This window comes from Spiroplasma endosymbiont of Glossina fuscipes fuscipes, assembly GCF_049669535.1.
GTDB lineage: Bacteria > Bacillota_I > Bacilli_A > Mycoplasmatales > Mycoplasmataceae > Spiroplasma.
On sequence record NZ_CP187162.1, the window covers coordinates 1,020,786 to 1,041,193 of the forward strand.

The 20,408-nt window shown below is 29.7% G+C and carries 19 protein-coding genes and 1 pseudogene; 3 read left to right on the plus strand and 17 right to left on the minus strand.

The features are described from left to right. Positions 1-4 precede the first annotated feature (4 nt). Genes ACOBWH_RS06060 through ACOBWH_RS06070 form a run of 3 tightly spaced genes read right to left on the minus strand, consistent with a single transcriptional unit; the run spans position 5 to position 3,679 of the window. Positions 5-1,528 carry an NAD(P)H-hydrate dehydratase gene (locus tag ACOBWH_RS06060; protein WP_424526073.1) on the minus strand — a complete coding sequence of 508 codons (1,524 nt, stop codon included), beginning with the start codon at positions 1,526-1,528 and terminating at the stop codon, positions 5-7. A gap of 54 nt (positions 1,529-1,582) precedes the next feature. Beyond that, entirely contained in the window at positions 1,583-2,272 is a 690-nt protein-coding gene (locus ACOBWH_RS06065; protein ID WP_424526075.1) for a M48 family metallopeptidase, read from the minus strand. Positions 2,273-2,314: 42 nt separating this feature from the next. Beyond that, on the minus strand, positions 2,315-3,679 hold the full coding sequence (locus ACOBWH_RS06070) for an MFS transporter (RefSeq protein WP_424526077.1): 1,365 nt from the start codon (positions 3,677-3,679) through the stop codon (positions 2,315-2,317). Between the two features lie 428 nt (positions 3,680-4,107). On the opposite strand from ACOBWH_RS06070, the pseudogene ACOBWH_RS06075 reads away from it, so the two are divergent. Further along, positions 4,108-5,209, plus strand: a pseudogene (locus ACOBWH_RS06075) (IS3 family transposase). Between the two features lie 311 nt (positions 5,210-5,520). Here the strand turns inward: ACOBWH_RS06075 and lepA are convergent. After that, complete coding sequence (lepA, locus tag ACOBWH_RS06080; protein ID WP_424526079.1) at positions 5,521-7,323, minus strand: translation elongation factor 4; 1,803 nt, start codon at positions 7,321-7,323, stop codon at positions 5,521-5,523. A 246-nt stretch (positions 7,324-7,569) separates the two neighbouring features. On the opposite strand from lepA, the gene ACOBWH_RS06085 reads away from it, so the two are divergent. Further along, a complete protein-coding gene (locus ACOBWH_RS06085) occupies positions 7,570-8,031 on the plus strand; it encodes a hypothetical protein (RefSeq protein ID WP_424526081.1) in 462 nt (153 codons plus the stop codon). A 16-nt stretch (positions 8,032-8,047) separates the two neighbouring features. Here the strand turns inward: ACOBWH_RS06085 and ACOBWH_RS06090 are convergent, their stop codons facing one another. The 8 genes from ACOBWH_RS06090 to tsaE form a co-directional block, all read right to left on the minus strand. Then, positions 8,048-8,593 (minus strand): hypothetical protein, encoded by a 546-nt coding sequence (locus ACOBWH_RS06090; RefSeq protein WP_424526083.1) that lies wholly within the window; start codon positions 8,591-8,593, stop codon positions 8,048-8,050. A gap of 2 nt (positions 8,594-8,595) precedes the next feature. Next, entirely contained in the window at positions 8,596-9,555 is a 960-nt protein-coding gene (gene fmt, locus ACOBWH_RS06095) for a methionyl-tRNA formyltransferase (RefSeq protein WP_424526085.1), read from the minus strand. Further along, entirely contained in the window at positions 9,542-11,572 is a 2,031-nt protein-coding gene (locus ACOBWH_RS06100) for a DUF2779 domain-containing protein (protein WP_424526087.1), read from the minus strand. Before ACOBWH_RS06100 ends, fmt begins: the two co-directional genes overlap by 14 nt. Positions 11,573-11,637: 65 nt before the next feature. Beyond that, positions 11,638-12,252, minus strand: coding sequence for a hypothetical protein (locus ACOBWH_RS06105; protein ID WP_070406951.1), 615 nt, complete (start codon positions 12,250-12,252; stop codon positions 11,638-11,640). Between the two features lie 106 nt (positions 12,253-12,358). Then, positions 12,359-13,075: a YebC/PmpR family DNA-binding transcriptional regulator gene (locus tag ACOBWH_RS06110; protein WP_424526089.1), complete on the minus strand. Its 717-nt coding sequence runs from the start codon at positions 13,073-13,075 to the stop codon at positions 12,359-12,361. Positions 13,076-13,135: 60 nt separating this feature from the next. Continuing rightward, positions 13,136-13,561: a GNAT family N-acetyltransferase gene (locus tag ACOBWH_RS06115; RefSeq protein ID WP_424526091.1), complete on the minus strand. Its 426-nt coding sequence runs from the start codon at positions 13,559-13,561 to the stop codon at positions 13,136-13,138. Next, on the minus strand, positions 13,561-14,133 hold the full coding sequence (gene tsaB / locus ACOBWH_RS06120; RefSeq protein WP_424526093.1) for a tRNA (adenosine(37)-N6)-threonylcarbamoyltransferase complex dimerization subunit type 1 TsaB: 573 nt from the start codon (positions 14,131-14,133) through the stop codon (positions 13,561-13,563). Before tsaB ends, ACOBWH_RS06115 begins: the two co-directional genes overlap by 1 nt. Before the next feature lies 1 nt (position 14,134). Continuing rightward, the gene (gene tsaE, locus ACOBWH_RS06125) at positions 14,135-14,596 is read right to left on the minus strand and encodes a tRNA (adenosine(37)-N6)-threonylcarbamoyltransferase complex ATPase subunit type 1 TsaE (protein ID WP_424526095.1); all 462 of its coding nucleotides are present in this window, start codon (positions 14,594-14,596) and stop codon (positions 14,135-14,137) included. A 112-nt stretch (positions 14,597-14,708) separates the two neighbouring features. Here tsaE and ACOBWH_RS06130 point away from each other — a divergent pair, with 112 nt between their 5' ends. Then, positions 14,709-15,695 carry an NAD(P)/FAD-dependent oxidoreductase gene (locus tag ACOBWH_RS06130; RefSeq protein WP_424526097.1) on the plus strand — a complete coding sequence of 329 codons (987 nt, stop codon included), beginning with the start codon at positions 14,709-14,711 and terminating at the stop codon, positions 15,693-15,695. A 65-nt stretch (positions 15,696-15,760) separates the two neighbouring features. Here the strand turns inward: ACOBWH_RS06130 and ACOBWH_RS06135 are convergent, their stop codons facing one another. From ACOBWH_RS06135 to ACOBWH_RS06155, 5 genes are all read right to left on the minus strand, one after another. Beyond that, the gene (locus tag ACOBWH_RS06135) at positions 15,761-17,629 is read right to left on the minus strand and encodes a transporter (protein WP_424526099.1); all 1,869 of its coding nucleotides are present in this window, start codon (positions 17,627-17,629) and stop codon (positions 15,761-15,763) included. A gap of 33 nt (positions 17,630-17,662) precedes the next feature. Next, the gene (locus tag ACOBWH_RS06140; RefSeq protein WP_424526101.1) at positions 17,663-18,601 is read right to left on the minus strand and encodes a pseudouridine synthase; all 939 of its coding nucleotides are present in this window, start codon (positions 18,599-18,601) and stop codon (positions 17,663-17,665) included. 77 nt (positions 18,602-18,678) lie between these two features. After that, positions 18,679-19,011 carry a hypothetical protein gene (locus ACOBWH_RS06145; protein ID WP_424526103.1) on the minus strand — a complete coding sequence of 111 codons (333 nt, stop codon included), beginning with the start codon at positions 19,009-19,011 and terminating at the stop codon, positions 18,679-18,681. Continuing rightward, on the minus strand, positions 18,998-19,270 hold the full coding sequence (locus ACOBWH_RS06150) for a hypothetical protein (RefSeq protein WP_424526105.1): 273 nt from the start codon (positions 19,268-19,270) through the stop codon (positions 18,998-19,000). Before ACOBWH_RS06150 ends, ACOBWH_RS06145 begins: the two co-directional genes overlap by 14 nt. A 14-nt stretch (positions 19,271-19,284) precedes the next feature. Continuing rightward, a protein-coding gene (locus ACOBWH_RS06155; protein ID WP_424526107.1) for an IS3 family transposase occupies positions 19,285-20,393 on the minus strand; the annotation gives its coding sequence in 2 pieces (ribosomal slippage) (positions 19,285-20,153 and positions 20,153-20,393; 1,110 coding nt in all). Positions 20,394-20,408 lie beyond the last annotated feature (15 nt).

A 20,408-nucleotide genomic window follows, 5' to 3' on the forward strand; every position in this document is an offset into this window, starting at 1 on the left:
CATTTTATTTTGCTGAATTATAATAATCATTTTTAGAATCAATTAATTCTGCTAAAACATAACCTATTTGTTCAATAATATCTGTTGGTAACACTGGTTTTTTATATTGTGAAATTTCATCACCCGCAAAACCATGAAGATAAGTTCCAATAATAGCGGCTTCAAATAACTCATAACTTTGCCCAATTAAACTAGCAATTAAGCCGGTTAACGTATCACCCATCCCAGCAACCGCCATATAAGGATTGCCAGTTCCATTAATATAAACAATATTACCATCGGTAATAATTGATTGATAACCTTTTAAAACAACAATGATCTTATATTTATTAGCAAATTCTTTTGCAATATTTACCCGGTCTTGTAAAATCTCTTCAGCACTTTTGTCAATTAAGCGTGATAATTCTAAAACATGGGGGGTTAAAACCCCACGGCCACGTAACTTACGCAATAATGGTAAATCTAGAACATTAATTCCATCCGCATCAACAACAATCGATCCCTTATAATTATCTAAAATATAGTTTAAAGTATTATATGTTCGTTCTGTTTTACCTCTTCCCATTCCATAAGCAATAATATTAACTTTATTTGTTAATAAATCTAAAATCCGACCACGATCAGAAGAATCACAAAAAGTAATTTCCGGAGCCGTATTATTGGTTTTTCCTAATATTTCTGGTGAAACCGCTCAAATTACTAAACCAATCCCAGCATTTAACGCCATATTTGCGACTAATGTTCCGGCATTTAAATACTCTAAACTTGAAGCAAAAATCATTAAATTGCCATAAGTTCCCTTGTGGGAAATTAGTGGTCGTGAGTGTAACTGCACACTATTACTATAAAACAAATTATTATTAACTAATTGCGAACAAATATCATTTACAGCTTGCGGATGAAAACCTAATTGTCATACCACAACTTCTCCCAAATAAGGAATAATATCATAATTAATAAATGCTGTTTTATAAGTAAAAAAAGTAACCGTTTTATTTGCTTTAATTGCAATCGTTGGAATTGTACCACGATCATTATCAATCCCGCTAGGAATATCACAAGCAAGAACATACTTTTGAACTTGATTTATTTTCTTAATAATTTCACTAATTTCTGGCGCCATTTTGCCATGATAACCCATCCCAAAAATACAATCAATAATAAATTCAGATCATAACAATATCTTATCAAGATCATCACTTAAAAAACTAATTGTTACATTAGATAAAGTCTTTAATTGCTCATAGTAATGTGCTACTTCTGGTGTTTTTGTAGCATCAAAAGTCGCTTTAGAAGCACAAATATAAACGTGGACTTTTTTACTAGCATCATAATCACTAATTAATTTTGCCAAGGCAAGGCCATCGCCCCCATTACTGAAAATTAAAAAGTTATTAACCGTTAAATTAACATGATTAAATAATCCCTCGGCTGCTTTTGCCATTAATTTAATTGGGGTAATTTCTAATTGTTTAAAAATAAAATCATTAATATTTTTATTATCTTTTTGGTTCGTAATATAAAGCATAATTTCTTCATCTCCTTATTCAATTATAGTAAGTTAAGAAAGGAAAAACCAGTTTTAAATTCCTGGTTTTTTTAAAATTTCAACTTTTTCCTGATAATTTGGCATATATCGTTCAATATAATATCAAAATGGCTTCGAATGATTATGATGAACTAAATGGGATAATTCATGCACAATAACATATTCTAAGACTGTTGGATCAAAATGAATTAGTTTTGTGTTCAAAACAATTTTTTCAGTTTGGGGATAACAAACACCTCATTTTCGAGTCATTACCTTCACTGATAAGTTTTTATAAGTTAAACCCATTGTTGTTGCTCATTTATCCAATAATTGTTCAAACTTATAACCAAATTTTTGTTTTAAAAATTGATGTAACTTTTTAACATTTTCATCATAACTGCCCGCATCTTTCATTAAAAATAATTGGCGATTAATAATTTTCGTATGAACATTTTCTGTTGTTAACTGTAACGGATACTTTTCATTAAAGACAAAAACATAACCAGTTCCATCAGGATTAATCACAATTTTACGATAATTATCATGGACATCCATTACAGTAATAATTTTTTTAATATTTTTATAAATTAAAGCTTCAATTTCTCAGTCATGAGCATGACTAGGAGCTGAAACTTTAATTTTGCCATTATTAACATTTAAAACAATATTTTTTTGCTCTTTAATAATTAAATCATATTTAATTAAATTACCCTGATATGGTAGCACTTTCTGAAATGCCATAATGTTCCTCCCCTTAATAAAATAATAAAACTAGTTCTTTAATTAATGATGATTTTCATGTTCGTCAGAATTATCATTATTATCAACATAATCATCAAAGTTATTAGTTGGATTGGTATCGGATTTTGGCTTTGCTTTTTCTGTTTGTTTTGTAATATCTTCGCGATATTTTTTTCCAGCATTTCAAATTTTATCAATATCACCAAGGAAAACTTTGCCATCATATGAGTTATCAACACGTGCATTAGGATTAACTCGTTGTTTACCACTAATTTTTGGTACTGAACCAATTCGTTCTTCTAACTCTCGTGTATCTAACGGCATATGTTGTTTTGATTTTGGAATAATTATTGAACCTGGTCCAGTTCCCTTTTGTTGTGATGGTGGTGAAGTTGTTTCACTGAAAATAGGAGCCGAATAATCGTGGTGTTTAATAATGTCTCCTTTTTTAACAAAATTGCCTTCTTGTTCAATCATAACACCTGTTGGTGATTCATCAACAATCCCAACCCCTTCTTTGATTGTACGTAAATATTGGCCTTCTTTTCCAACGCGAATTGTTGGGGTTGAATCAGAGGTTTTACTTTCATCTTTTCAAAGACTATTATCATATTCTGCTGTTGGTTCTGCTAAATGAGCTTTTCCTTGTTCATTTAACATTGCATTACGGGCCATTTTCGCTTTTAATAATGCCATCTTTGATTTTAAATCAGTAGCAGCGGGATTCTTGTTAGATAAACTAGGCGTTGTATCCTCGCGCGGATTAAGTTCGGCTTGACTAACCATTTCTTTTTGTGGAGTTAATCCTTTTGCCCCAATTTTGCCTGTTGTTAAATTAATTGCTGATAAACGATTTTGTTGATCTGTTGTTAATGGTTTTGCTTTGCGTGCTTTTGAATAATAAACTGCTGTTAAAATACCACCAATAAAAGTAAATACTGGACCAATAAACAATAATGCAAAACCAGGATTAATTTTAAGTCCTAATTTAAAAATATTTAACCCTGTTTTTCCATCAGGTGTCTGAACACCAAATACAACGGCAAGAATCAAAAAGAAAGATGTTGCAAAACCAAGAATTAACGCAAGAATAACACCAAACCCTTTATAACGACCATTTTTTGTTAAATAATTTGGGATTAAATACATTAATACTAAAAAACTAGAAATTCCTATTAAAATTCCACCAACCATTTCAGACTTCGCAAGGACATTATTATACACTGTTTGATTTGAAAATTGTAATACAACTCGTGCAATATCTTCTAGCAACATTTGTGCTGGTTCATAAAGAAAATGATTAGGACTAATTTTAATTTTAAAAATAAGTAATAACCCAAAAAATAGCGCACTAAAAAGTCCTCCAACTGTTAGAAAAATTAATGACGCTCCACGTAATTTCTTCATTTTTTTCACCTATCTTTTAAGCTTAACACAACCATACATATATTATTTATCTTCTAACAGTAATTATACCTTATTTATTTTAAAACTAATAATATTAATTATAATATTTTAAATTATGTCAACGATATTATATAGATATTGTAATCTAATAATAAAAAAACTTAAATATAAAAATATTTAAAGTTTTTTTATTATCCTAGCTGGTATCCCACCAACAATAACATTTTGGGGACATTTTTAGTAACAACACTTCCTGCCCCTTTTTCCCCGATTGTTACACCAGGAGTTATTGTTACATTTGCTCCTAATCAAACATTATTTTCAATAATTATGCTTTTTGAAATGTGGATAGGTTACAATAACTTGGACCATATTTATGTAGACTGTAAAAAATAAGCTAAAATTATTAGGAAAGCAGGAATATAAAAATGGCAAAAAACCAGTACACCGATGAATTCAAGAAACAAATCGTAATGTTATATAAAAATGGTAAAAGTAATATTGAAATTGTTAACGAATATAAAATTTCAAAGGCAGTTCTTTATCAATGAGTAAAAAAATTGAGAATTCTGGTTCTTTTAAAGCTAAAGACAATCGCTCTGTTGAAGAAAATGAACTTATTCAGTTGCGAAAAGAAAACAAACAATTACGAATGGAAAATGATATTTTAAAGCAAGCAGCACTGATAATCGGCAAAAAGTAATATTAATTACTAACAATAAAGACAAATATTCAGTGAGGAAAATGTGTCAAATATTAAAAATAGCAAAATCAAAGTATTATTATCAAATTAATAAGAACACTAAAACTGAAATTAATATTTATGAAAATGAAGTTATCAGTGCATTTAAAGAAAGCTATAAAGTTTATGGTGCTAGAAAAATTAAAATTATTTTAGCACGAAAGAACATTATTTTATCTCGACAAAAAATTAGAAGAATTATGGCAATAAATAATTTAGTATCAAAATATACTAAATTAAAATATCGCAATCATAAATCTCCTGTAAATAATGATCAAATTAGTAATATTCTAAATCGTGAGTTTAGTAATAAAAGACAAAATGAAGTTATTGTGAGCGATTTAACCTATGTTCAAGTTGGTTCAAAATGACATTATATTTGCTTACTAATTGATTTATTTAACCGTGAAGTAATTGGCTATAGCGCTGGAACAAATAAAACTGCTGAACTAGTTCAGCAGGCATTTTATAAAATAACATGACCACTAAATCAAATTAGGTTGTTTCATACAGATCGTGGTAATGAATTTAAAAATAAAATTATTGAAGAAATTTTATTAACATTTAATATTAAAAGATTATTAAGTGCAAAAGGTTGCCCTTACGATAACGCAGTAGCTGAAACAACCTATAAAGCTTTTAAAACTGAATTTATTAATGGTCGAAAATTTAAAAATTTAGAACAATTAAAGTTGGAACTATTTAATTTCATTAATTGATACAACAATATTCGAATTCATGGTAGTTTGAATTACTTAACTCCAGTTGAATTTAGAAATCAGAGTTAATATTCCCACAACAAAAACAGAAATAAACGAAATTAAAACAATATATCCCAAGTTAAAAATAAAATTATCAAAAAGAAAATGATTAACAGGATAAATAATACCAACTCCTCAGAAGAAGAAAATATAAAAAAATAACATTAACAAAAATGAACTAAGAAACTTATGATAAAAGTTATTATATTTTTTGGTCATTATCATCACCTGCTACTTTAAGAATTTATCTTATTTTATATCCATTATTATATCACTAATTAGTATAACAGAAAAAAAATAAAAGAATAATTTATAACAAAAATTGCTGTTAGCAGCAATTAATCATCTAATTTTAAAACAGCCATAAAAGCTTCTTGCGGTACTTCAACCGACCCAATTGCTTTCATTCGTTTTTTTCCTTCTTTTTGTTTTTCTAATAATTTCTTTTTCCGGGTAATATCGCCCCCATAACATTTTGCTAAAACATTTTTGCGCATTGCCTTAATATCTTCACGAGCAATGACCTTATGATTAATGGCCGCTTGAATGGGAACTTCAAAGTTTTGTCGCGGAATAATTTCTTTTAACTTAGCACATAACGCTTTTCCACGACCATAGGCAAAATCACGGTGAACAATAATCGATAAAGCATCAATAATATCACCATTTAATAAAATATCCATTTTTACTAGTTTATTCGGACGATAACCAATAAACTCATAATCTAAGGAAGCATAACCCTTACTAATTGATTTTAAACGATCAAAAAAATCAAAAACAATTTCATTTAATGGCATTTCATATGTGAGAATTCGTCGCGTATCATCAATATATTCTAGATTAACATATGTTCCCCATTTATGTTGACATAATTCCATTAATGGACCAATATATTGGTCAGGCGTCATTATTGTTGCTTTAACAAAAGGTTCTTCAATACGGTCAATTTTTTGTACTGATGGTAAATCACTTGGATTATCAATTGTAATCATTTCTTTGTTTGTTAAATAAACATGGTAAATTACTGATGGCGCTGTTGCAATTAATTCTAAGTTATATTCCCGTTCTAGGCGTTCTTGAATTACATCCATATGTAATAATCCTAAAAACCCACACCGAAAACCAAATCCTAATGCCTGCAAAGTTTCTGGTTCATACACTAATGATGCATCGGATAATTGAATCTTTTCTAATGCTTCTTTTAAATCTTTATACTTTGCTAAATCAATTGGATATAACCCACAAAAAACCATTGGATTCATTTTCTTATACCCCGGTAATGGTTCAGTTGCTGGGTTTGTCACGGTTGTAATCGTATCTCCTACCCGGACATCACGGACCATTTTAATACTTGCTGCTAATCAACCAACCTCACCAGCAACTAAGAAATCCTTTTTAACTTCTTTTGGAGTTTTAACCCCTAATTCTGTTACTTCATAAATGGCCTTTGTATTCATTAATTTAATCTTATCACCAACATGGACTGTTCCTTGTTTAATCCGAATCGAAACCATTACCCCGCGGTATTTATCATAATGCGAATCAAAAATTAGCGCTTGTAAAGGTTTATTATCATCAGCATCTAACGGTGCTGGAATATATTGCACAATTGCCTCTAAGACTTGATCAATGTTCAGACCAGTTTTAGCACTAATTAATGGGGCATTAGTGGTTGGAATCCCAATTAACTTTTCAATTTCTTCTTTTACTCGTTCCGGATCAGCTGATGGTAAATCAATTTTATTAATGACAGGAATAATTTCCAAATTATTATCAATTGCTAAATAAACATTTGCTAGGGTCTGTGCTTCAATCCCTTGAGCAGCATCAACGACTAAAATCGCTCCCTCACATGCAGCTAAACTCCGTGATACCTCGTAGGTAAAATCAACATGCCCCGGGGTATCAATTAAATGAAAAACATATTCTTGCTTATCTTGAGCATGGTATTTTAATTGCACGGAATTTAATTTAATGGTAATCCCGCGTTCACGTTCCAAATCCATTGAATCTAATAATTGTTCTTGCATTTCTCGTTTATCAACAGTTCCCGTTAGTTCCAAAATTCGATCAGCTAAGGTTGATTTACCATGATTAATATGGGCAATAATTGAAAAATTACGAATTAATTTTTTATCCATTCTAAAGTCGAACCCTTCCTACACCAAGATAAGTTATCTCTCTGATATATATTATACATAATTTTAAAAAAGATAGTTGTTTCACAATTAATTCTCATCATAAATCTGAATTTTCTAATCCCTAAGGGACAAATTGTTTTCTTGAATTTTCCAAGAAAATATTATATAATATGCAAGTTAGAAATTAAAAGGTAAATAAATCGATTATTATCAATATTTTTTATAACGATGAAAAGAGGAAAACTAATGGATAGTGATTTTACAAAATATTACAATCAATTAATGAATGAAGTAAATTTAGTTAGTAATGTTGAAAAGATTTCTGATACAAAAAAAGACTGACTTTATACCTTACTAAAAAAATTAAAAACATTCAACACTAAACAAGTTAAGTTACAACAACATGAAGGGTTAATTTATCAAATTATGAAAGTAATTGATCAAAGTACTGAATTCATCCATAACCGCATTAGTAATGCTTTAAATGAATATCGCAAGCTATACCGTCAACATTTTAAAGTCAACTTAGATATGCGGAACGAAAATAATCGAATCTTCGCCTACTGTGAAAAACAACTAGAAACAAACTACGGCGACAGCTTGCAAGTGTTACGCGACTCTGTTATTAACTATTATTATTTAAACTATCTAAAAGATAAAATTGAAGAAACCTTAAAAATTATTAGTTTATCAGCACGAACATTGTAACAAAAAAAGAGTAACCCTATTCGTTACTCTTTTTATAATGTCAAAATTGTTCATCATCTCAAATTTTATTAGTACTATGTTGGTTAACGCGATCAAAGACAATCGTTAACGTGATTCCCAGGATTGTTGATACCGCAACTTGAATTGTATCATTAATTAATTCACCAATAGCCACGGCAGAATCAAAATTAGATACTAAATAACTGTATAAAACATACCAAAATAACATTAAACTACTAAGAAAAATTGCCCCATAACGACTTAATACTCGTGATAAAAAATAAGTAATTAAAAACATTAGCACCCGAATCACAATTGATGCTGGAATAAAAATCGGAAAACCAGTAATGACATCAATAATTGTTACATATAAAACACCACTAATTAATAACATTGGCCCCTTAATTAAAGTTATTAAAGCTAAAAATAATCCATCCGCTAACTGTAATATTCCCTTGTCATACCCAAGACGAATAAATTGTGAAACACCAGCAACGGCTACTAACAGTGCTGTAGTTAACGCCGTTGTAACCAAATACTTTAGAGATTTTAACCGATACATTATTAAATCAAAATGTTTCCTGAAATTATTTCTGGGGATGGAGTATGATAATAATTTTTCGCTTCGGTTACTTTTTTGCCTTCTCGTTGTAAACGAGTAATTATTAAATACCCATCTTCAACTTTAACTTTAATTCCGGTTTTTAAGACAGCAATAATTGTCCCGTCTACTAAGTCAGCATCTTTTTCTGCTAATGGTTCTGTTGCAATAACAGCTTGATGAATTTTATAAATAACATTCGCAACAGTTGTATAAGCAATTGGTCACGCATATAACCCTCGGATTTGATCATAAATATTTTGTTTTGGTAAATGTCAACTAATTTTTTCTTCATCACGAGTAATGTTATAAGCAAATGTTGCTTGACTATCATCTTGGGGCGTTCCTAACCGCTTTCCAGTAATAATATCTAATAAGTGTTTTTCAATCATTGTTCCTGCTAAAATCATTAACCGATCATGCAATGATGAAGCGGTTTCATCAGCAGTAATTGTTAAAGCTTCTTGAACATACATTTCCCCAGCATCCATTTTCTTAATCATCTTCATTAAAGTAATCCCTGTTTCTTGTTCACCATAAATAATTGCTTTATGAATTGGTGCGCCGCCCCGCAATTTTGGTAATAATGAACCATGGGCATTAATACAATTAATTTTTGCCAACTTTAAAATTCGTTCAGGAATAAACTGCCCATAAGCACAAGTAACAATTACATCTGGTTGTAATGCTTCTAATTCCGAATAAAGATCATTAATTTTTTCTGGCTGAAAAATCTGAATTTGATGCGCTAAGCCAAATTCTTTCACTGGTGAAAATTGAATCGTTTGATTACGCCCAATTTTCCGATCAGGTTGGGTTACAATCCCAATTAACTCAATTTTTGGTGCTAACTTTGTTAATGCGGTTAAAACTGCTGTTGCAAAAACAGGTGTCCCCATAAAAATTACTTTATACTTTTGCATTTTGTTTGCCTCCTTTTTCTAATGATAAATTTGCCATTAAATGAACAATATGTTGATAAATTACAACCATTGCTAAAGTATCACGATTACAATATTTGAGCATTTCCGCTCGAAAAAAGGTTTTTCAAATTGGCATTGGGATATTATTTTCAACGCGACGGCGAAAAATTTCACTTGCCATATCCCCTTTTTGAACCTTTAACGCTTGATAAGTAAAGTGGTTATCAAATGCTGGTTGGGTTTTTTTAATTGATGCTGATCCATAAAACTCTTTTTTATAAATCATAAAATCTTGAAAAAAGTTCATCAGGTCAATTGTTTTATTACGAATAATGGTCAATTTTTGTTGTCATGTTTGATAAGTTGCAATGATTGTTTTATCGGTTGTTTTACTAATTAAAATTGCTAAATAGTTAATTAATTCTGCTAATACTTTACATTCAAAACTTTTATAATAAGCAACATAAACCCCAACTTCCGCGCGGAATAAATCAGTTACTAAATGTTCAATTAGTTGCAAGCGTGGATCATCTTCACCATCAGCTAAAAAGGCATAATGTTCCATTGTTGTTTCGTCATGGTAGGTAAACTGCTGATCTTTAATTATATGGACCGAATATTGAAATGGAATTTGTTGATACGAGTAAGAATAATCAAAGCGGGGAACCGCAGCTTTCATTGTTTCAAAATCATACATGTACAACGGATATTGATATTGGGCTAAAACGGTATTAATCCGTTCAATTTGCGTTGGGTCAATAACCGGGGCATTATCCTGTACCGATAAAATTTGGCGCTGTTGTTTAATAGAAAAACAAATTGGTTTTTTTTGCCGCGATGATTGTTGAAAAGTAAATGGTAAAATAACATCTTTTAAACAGTCAATATGTTCTTGGTATTTTAATAAGGTCTTCTTTTCCATCCCTCGGGTTAATTCAAAAACACTATGGTGTTCTGGTAAATAAGTTGTTGCATGTTGACAATAACCATAGCGGTCCCCTTTAGCATTAAAACATTGTTTTTGGCTAAATAAGGGCAAAACTTCAGCAGCTGGTTTTTCCAAATAACTCTTAATTAATGCTAAATCATCGGTAATTAAACGGTTTTTTGCAACACGTTTAACAAAAGCTCCCGTTAACATTTGTTGGCAAAATTCTAACAAGCTAACTGGTTGCAAAGTTTTGGTTGGTAACTTATATCAATCTTGAAACATAAACAATTCATCATCATTAATATCACCAACACGAGAATATTCCGAATTCAATAACATTAATGAAACTTGACTAATTTTTAATCCCACCCCGGTTAATACATAATATTGGTAAGCAACATCATAACCATATTCATCTTTCACTGGTTTATCAACATACATTTGTAAATCTTTGTCATATTTACGACCCGTTGAAGCTTTAACCTCAATTAAGTGATAAGTTCCATCAGGTAGTTTTTTTAAAATATCACACTTTGTAATGCAATTATTATAAATAAAGGAAGGCTCAAAATAAACATCATAGTTTGGATTAGCTAAAACTTCCGTTGTTTTAGCAAAAGCAATTTTCTTACTATAGTGTTCTAAATTAAAATAGTTATGATCACGCATAAAGTATTCCCGTGCTCGTTGCCCAACTTCGTTTCCATCAGCAATTGTCTCACCAGGATAAAAATCAATTGTATCTGAAACGGTTGATTGAACATCATCACTAAAATAACGCACATCATCACTAATACTTTCATTTTTATCAGCTGGTCAATAAGTTTCTAAGGCTAAGTCATATAAGTTTGGGGTAAACAATCCTGAACCAACTGTTGTTTCATCATCACTACCAATAAAATCACTATCATTAATTTTGGCACTATTAATATTATCTTGTAAATCAAAAAAGACAGAAATTTTTTGTTCTGTTACTCACTGTTGGACTGTTTTTAAATTAGTCCGTGATGCTAATGTCCACGCAATTTTTAAACACTTTTTAAAGCGTTTAAAGTCCTCTTTTTTTAATGTTACGACTGAATCCATTTTGTTGCACTTCCCTTTTGTTATTTGTTCCTATCCTCTGAAAGATAAAGAAAATAAGCATGGTCTTATTTTCTTGGGACAAATTTCTCAGGTTTCGGTTTTGGGCGTTCATCGGCAGGTAGTTGCCCTACTTTTCGTAGTTTACGCTCTTCTTCACGTTTTTTTACCATTTCCGCACGATGAGCTTCATATTCTTGTTTTGCTGTAATTTTAGCAGCTTTCTTTTCTTCTTTTGTTAACTTAACTTTCTTTTCGCTAATTTCAATGCGATGTTTTGTTTCATCTAAATCAATTTCTTGATTAACCGTTCAAGTTGTTTCATATTGTTTTTTACTAATTTTTTTTGAAATCCCTTCAATTTCAAAAGCCTTTTGTTCTAAAAAAGAATTAGTTTTTGCTTCATAAATATCAACAATAACATCAAAAATATCACGATATTTAAATTCTTTCCCCTTACGAGCAATAACTTTTTCATATTCTAAGCGTAAGTTTTTACGGTTGTCAGTTTCTTTAATATATTGTTTAATTTTATCTTTAACTTGTTTTTTACGTTTTTCACGTTCAAGACGTTGTGCTTTTCGCCCCATAATTGACGAAACAATTGCAAAAATAATAACTGCAACTACAATTACTACTAAAATGACATTCATTGTCATACTGCCACCCAGAAAATTTGACATTATTATCTAAACTCCTTTTTTACTTTATTTATATTATGCACTATTACCACGGATTTTACAAATGTTTTCCCCGGGGCAAATTCTTTTTTCTTCGCAATAATTTAATTTATCCAATCACAACATTATGATAAACTTCTTGAACATCATCAACTTCATCTAACATATTTAACATTTTTTCAAATCGTTCAGCGTCTTCGCCTTGTAATGTGATCCGTTCATGGGGTAACATTGTAATCTCTGCCATTTGAAACGTTTCAATGCCACTGTCATCTAAAGTTGTTTTAACACTATTAAATGCTGTTGCTGGCGCATACACAACAATTTGGCCATCTTCAGCAACAACATCATTAATATCACAATTTGCTAACAATAATAATTCAAAAACTTCTTCAACTGTTTTTCCTTCAAAGGCAAAAACTGCTAAATTATCAAATAAATGTGTTACTGCCCCATTAACTCCTAACTTCCCACCAGTTTTTGTAAAACAATTACGAACTTCCGCAACAGCCCGATTAACATTATTTGTTAAGGTGTCAATAATGATTGCACTACCTCCCGGACCATAACCTTCATACCGAATTGCCTGGTACTTTTCATTATCATTACCACTTGCTTTTTTAATTGCCCGGTCAATAACATCACGCGGAATTTGTTTTGCTTTTGCTTTATCAATTGCATTACGTAATGCTAAATTAGCATTAGAATCAACGCCACCCTCACGCACTGCTAAATAGATTTCACGGGCCATCCGGTTATATAACACTGCTTTTTTTACGGCTGTTGCGGCCATTGATTGTTTGCGAACTTCAAATGCTCTTCCCATATTTGCTCTCCTTAAATCCTTATTTTTTCCTTATATATTATACAATAAAATATTTAAAAGTTATTTATCATAACGCATTAAATAGCCATTTTCATTACCATAATATTGGGGAATTGTCCGCACAATATGAAATCCATGCTTAAGATATAACTTTTGGGCAGCTAAATTATGTTCATTTACCTCCAAAAAAACACTATTAAAATAAAAATGCTCTAACAAATAAGTTAGCATTTTATCACCTCACCCTTGGTGTTGATATCTTTTTTTAACTGTCAGTTTAATAATTTCTAAATCATCACCACTATGCATTAAAATAAAATACCCAACTAAATTATTATTAAGAACCAACTTATAAACAAGATAATTTACATTATTAAGGATTTGAATTAAATTACGATATTTGTAATAATGTTGCGGATAGTTTTCTTGCTCTAATAAAAATAATAATAACCCGTCAGTATTATTAACTGGTTTAATTACTATCATTATCCTAATGCTTTCTTAATGTAACGTGGTTCTAGAACAAAAATATCATCAACCAATTCGAAATGGTTTTTTAACAGTTGATAATTTTGCACCGGATTAATGTCTTGCAAATCACACCGAAATTGATAACCGGGAAATTGTTTACTAATTTCTAAACAAGTTTCATAATCAATAACTTGACTAGGAATCACTTCTTGACCATTACTAATTACCGCAAAGTAACGTTGCCCACCACGCGCATCTAACATTGAAACAACATTATCGAGTCCGGCTTGATACAATAAAGTATTAATAACAAATACTTTAACAACCGGATTAATTATTTTAATTGTTTTAACAATTGTCATTGGAATTCGAATCCCAGTATAACTCCCTGGTCCAACTGTTAAATAAAAATGATTGACATCTTTTAACTGCAAATTATATGTCGCTAATAACTTGTTAATTGCTGGTAATGTTTCTTCAGTATGACGACGAGCATTATTTTGATGAACTTGACCAAGCACTTGCTCATCTCGTGCTAAAATTAAAGTTAAAAAATCAGTACTAGTATCAATAAATAAATTTAACATCTTATTCTCCTCTTCCTAAGGCCTCTCGTAATGCCGTATTGTTAGTTTTAATAGTAAAAACTCGTTCTTCGTTATTTTCAATATTAATAGTAATTTTAATTACTTCATAGTGATCAGTTATATCCTTACTAATTAAACTTGGTCATTCAATAATATTAATACTATTCGGAAAATAATCAAAATACATTGCTCATTCTTCAATATGATCTAAACCTAATAAACGATAACAATCCATATGATTAACAAGAATTTTATTTGGGGTTGTATATTGATTCATAATAATAAAAGATGGTGAAGTAATCGGTTCTGTTACCCCTAACGCAGCTAATAAATACTTTGTAAAAGTTGTTTTACCAGCCGCTAATTCCCCTTCTAATAATAAACATAAATTAGGTTGTAAAAATGGCGCTATTTTAATAGCTAATTGTTTTGTTGCATCTTCATTTTTTACCATTATTTTCATAATATCCCACTTTCTATAAATAATTATATCTAGGAATTAATTAATGTGCCATACTTTCCCAAAAATATGTAATAATTAAAGGACAGAAAAAAAGAAAGGTTGTTATAAACTAATGAAAGATATTTTAATTATTGGCGCTGGTCCGGTTGGGTTATATGCTTGAAGTTGTGCGGGAATGTTAGGATTAACTGGTTATATCATTGAAGGAAATGATAATCCTGGGGGACAACCTTGAGAGTTATATCCCGAAAAACTATTATATGATATGCCCGGTTTTTCTGAAATTAAAACAAAAACTTTTATTGAGAACCTAATCAGCCAAACTGAAAAAAGTAGTAAACAAATAACCTATTTTGGTAAAACAAACATTTTAACAGTTAACGAAGCGAATGATGGTTTTGCTGTTACTCTAACAAATAACGAAGTTATTAGTGTTAAAACAATTTTAATCACTAGTGGTAATGGTGTTTTTACCCCAATTCGATTAGAACACCTTGATGCAACACAAGAATATGATAACTTGTGATATGCTGTTAAAAAACTAACGACTTTAACTAATAAAAAAGTTATTGTCTTAGGTGGTGGAGATAGTGCTGTTGACTGAGCAAATCATCTAGTTGAAGATAAGATTACCAACAATGTCACCATCATTCACCGGCGCGAATTATATCGTGCCAAAGAAAGCAACGTCCAAAAACTACAACAAAATAAAATTACAGAACTAAAACCTTACCATGTTAAAAATGTTCAAGTCCAAAATAAGCAAATTAAATCATTAACCCTTGAACATGAGAACAGTAAAGAAATTTTAGAATTAGCAGCTGATTATTTTATTGTTCAATATGGGGCAAAAGTAGCTCCAACAATGTTAAATCAATTTTCTTTAGAAACAACCCCAATGCGCAAAATTATCATTCAACCAAGTGGACAAACTAATCATCCACATATTTTTGCAGCCGGAAATAATGCCTATTATGAAGGAAAGTACTATAATATGGTAACTGGCTTTGGTGAAGCAATTAATGCTTTGTTTAACATTACCAAGATTATTCATGGGAATAAATATCACCCTGGTTATTTAAGTGATATTAAAAAATAACAATTATTTTTCTTGAAATAAAAAAATGTATATAAAATATACATTTTTTTATTTGATTAAAATATTTATGAACCTTTTAAGGTATAAATTTCTTTTGGTGGTTCATCCTCACTCATTTTCTTTGTATTCTGATGTAAAGCTTCTTCCCGCTCTCATAATTTTTGATATGGCATTTCTGGTTCGGTTAAAGTAATAAAATCATCTTCATATTTTTGTTGACGAATTTTACGCATTTTATCTTGCCATTTTGTTCAAATCTTATGAACAATTGGTAAACGTAAGAAAATCCCTCGTACTGATCGTGGTGCTCATAAGATTGAATTTCCAATAATAACAAATAAAGAAGCAAAGATTAATCCGAAGAACATGTTTAATAGTTTTTGTCAACCTCATATTGGTTGCAACTGATCGTTATAAATTTCCATTGGGTTATATGTTTTTGTTAAAAATAAATAATTAACTAAAATCGCAATTACAATTGGTACTAATAAAATCATTCAATTACGAAAAACACCTTTAAAATTACTATTATATGTTAAAAATAATCAATTATAAAATCATAAGTATAAAAAGCGAAGTAAACTAACAAAGCACGTAATAATTACAATACCATATAGCGCCGCGGAAAGATCATTTACTAAAAATCGGAAAATTAACGCTGTAAAAAAACACAATACAATATTAATGATCCCAATCACAAAAGTTGGAATTGCTGTTTGTTTATAATTTGCTTTACCATACACTAAAACATTAGCTGGTTCTGCTAAGACAATAAAAACAGAACTTAAAGCTACTAATAACGAAAATGTTGGATGATAAAAAATACTTTTAAAAATAGCAATTTCTTGTGGCGTTCAAGCATTTAAGGTTTTTGCACTGTTGTTAATTTGTTCAAGAATTTGTGGGGCATATAATGTTGTCACAAAGTATGGCGATAAAATAAACTGGTTAACAAATAAAAAACCGCCAATCATAAAGGCATAAGTTTCAAACTTAAGATAACTATTTCAATCAATCCGTCCATTTTTTGCGGTTCAAGCGGCAAAAAACTCACGAAATGAATTAATTAAAATCATCATAATACTTCGAACCCCAACAGTGATTGTCATATATAACGATAAGGTTGATGATACCCGTAACCCTAATAATAAAGCGGTAATAATAACATCCCCATTAATTAATAAGGTTTCACCAATATTCTTTAAAACAACAATATTACTTGATTTTACTAATTGCATATTATCTTTTTGCCGTCCAATCCGAATTCAGGGATAATGAAACTTAACGAATACGTAAATTAAACTTCCCTTCATAATGGAATATCCTAGGAAAATTAGGAAAACAAAAATTGGGTCAACTGTGCGCGAAATTAAATAGAAAATAACTGAATAAGAAATTAAATCACAAATCATTAAAATTAAACGACGCATATGGTTATTTTGATCCGCTTGCATTAAGTTTTCATAACAAGCAGTTCAAAATAAGGCAATTAAGTTTTTTGATCCAATAATTAAAACGATTAAAATCATTTTTCATAATGGATAACTAATTGTTTGATCATTTCATAAAATCGTAAAATTATCTTCAAATAAATAAATATAAGCACTATACCCAATCGCAATTGCCGCTAATAAAATAACGCCAACAATTCCCGAAATCTTATACTGGTGTTCTGCTGTATTAACCATTTCATTAGCTTTAATTCAATCTTTTTGTAATAATGGTTTCATTAGAAAAATAACGGTAATCGCTCCTAAACCACCTTCAACAGTTCCTAAAAATGAAACAATCGCAATACTATTCTTTACAAACCCGTTTAATTGCGAACCATAACTACGAATTAATAAATACATTAATGTAAATTGAAAAGCAGTTCCAATTAAAGAAGTAAAAGCGCCAATTAAAATACTAATGATTCCTCTTCTTGTTGACAATTACTTCACCTCTTTCTGCTGTTTCTCATATTATTATTCTATAATATTTTCTGGGATTTTAATAACCTTTTCATTTAAATATCCTAAATGCTCGGGTAACTGATGGAACATTAACGTTGTTGCATATAACCCAATCATGTATTCTTTCGTTATTCTTTTTGCCCCATATTTAACGTCATTTATAATGGGATGTTGTAAATAACTTAACGACGCTCGAATTTGATGCTTCCGTCCCGTTCCCAATGTTACTTCTAATCAAGTTGTGTTTATTGTTCTTTTAACTACTTTAAAGTAAGTAATTGCCTTCTTACTATTAGGTTGTTCAGTTAATCTAAAAATCATCTTTTGTTGTGATTCATCTTTTGCTAAATAACCTGTAACAGTAAATTCATCTTCTATTATATTTCCTTCACATTGTGCCAAATATTTTTTTTCAATAACTACTTTTTGGTTAATTTTGCTTAATAGTAAATCTAAACTAATTTTATTTTTAGCATATATTACTAATCCTCGTGTTAACTTATCTAATCGATGAACATGAGAAATAACAAAGGATTGATCAGTTTGTGAATGATAGTCTCCTTTTTGCATTAAGTAATTTTGCACCATTCCATCTAAAGAACTATGAAATGTTGAATGCATTTCTACCCCATGTGGTTTATCAACAATTACAATGTTTTCATCTTCATAAACAACTACTAACTCTTCTTGAACAGCATCACTTCCCGCTATTTGTTGTTTACGTTCTGTAACCACTAAATTTTTATCAAAGATTAAAATTTGATCACCTAACTGTAACTTATAATTCCGTTCTTTCACCACTTTATTATTTACTTTAATCTTTTTATTTCGAAATAACTTATAAAGAACCGATAATGATGTTGTCTGAAACATTTTTTTCATAAAATTAAAAATCGTTTGATTAACATCATTACCTTTAACTGTTAATGTAATAATTGTTTTTTGTTCCATACTTTCACCCAACATTGTTTCTATCAATATTATATAATGAAAGTTTAATGATACAACAAGAAAAAACATCCTAAGTTTTATTTAGAATGTTTATCTCCTTTTTGTTTCTTTGCTTCAACTTTTAAGACATTATCTTTAATTTCTTCAATTTCAGCAACATCAGTAATTTCATTAAACAAGTGATATAACATATAATTTTTTTCTTTTTCTTTTGTTGCAAAATGTTGTTCCATAAAAGCAGCTGTTTCATCAATTATTGTCATTAATTGATAAGCTTTTTTTGTATCAATACTATTTGTTGACAATGGTCCTTTCACCAAGGTTGGTAATTGAATAACAAATGCATAATCTTCCAAAGCTTTTTCTTTTTCAGTATAGTAAAAAATTCGAAAGGAACTAACTTTTGCCAAGTGTGTTAATAGCATTCCGAACACCAGTCACTTTTGTTGATAACATATTTTTAATAAATACTGCAATAATAACCGTAATTGTTCCAATTGGAATAATAATTGATAAGATTAGATCTAAATCAACGCCAAATTTTGTTGAAAAGATTGCTTTAATCAAAGTATAACCATTTTGGATTAACAGTACTGTTACAAAGAATGAGAAGTTTGTTGCTTTTCATCATTTGTGAGGTACTAAAACTTCGGTTTGGAATGGCAACACTTTTAGGACACTTTTTATGTAGACTTCTGATTTCTAAATTCAACTGGAGTTAAGTAATTCAAACTACCATGAATTCGAATATTGTTGTATCAATTAATGAAATTAAATAGTTCCAACTTTAATTGTTCTAAATTTTTAAATTTTCGGCCATTAATAAATTCAGTTTTAAAAGCTTTATAGGTTGTTTCAGCTACTGCGTTATCGTAAGGGCAACCTTTTGCACTTAATGATCTTTTAATATTAAATGTTAATAAAATTTCTTCAATAATTTTATTTTTAAATTCATTACCACGATCTGTATGAAACAACCTAATTTGATTTAGTGGTCATGTTATTTTATAAAATGCCTGCTGAACTAGTTCAGCAGTTTTATTTGTTCCAGCGCTATAGCCAATTACTTCACGGTTAAATAAATCAATTAGTAAGCAAATATAATGTCATTTTGAACCAACTTGAACATAGGTTAAATCGCTCACAATAACTTCATTTTGTCTTTTATTACTAAACTCACGATTTAGAATATTACTAATTTGATCATTATTTACAGGAGATTTATGATTGTGATATTTTAATTTAGTATATTTTGATACTAAATTATTTATTGCCATAATTCTTCTAATTTTTCGTCGAGATAAAATAATGTTCTTTCTTGCTAAAATAATTTTAATTTTTCTAGCACCATAAACTTTATAGCTTTCTTTAAATGCACTGATAACTTCATTTTCATAAATATTAATTTCAGTTTTAGTGATCTTATTAATTTGATAATAATACTTTGATTTTGCTATCTTTAATATTTGACACATTTTCCTCACTGAATATTTGTCTTTATTGTTAGTAATTAATATTACTTTTTGCCGATTATCAGTGCTGCTTGCTTTAAAATATCATTTTCCATTCGTAATTGTTTGTTTTCTTTTCGCAACTGAATAAGTTCATTTTCTTCAACAGAGCAATTGTCTTTAGCTTTAAAAGAACCAGAATTCTCAAATTTTTTTACTCATTGATAAAGAACTGCCTTTGAAATTTTATATTCGTTAACAATTTCAATATTACTTTTACCATTTTTATATAACATTACGATTTGTTTCTTGAATTCATCGATGTACTGGTTTTTTGCCATTTTTATATTCCTGCT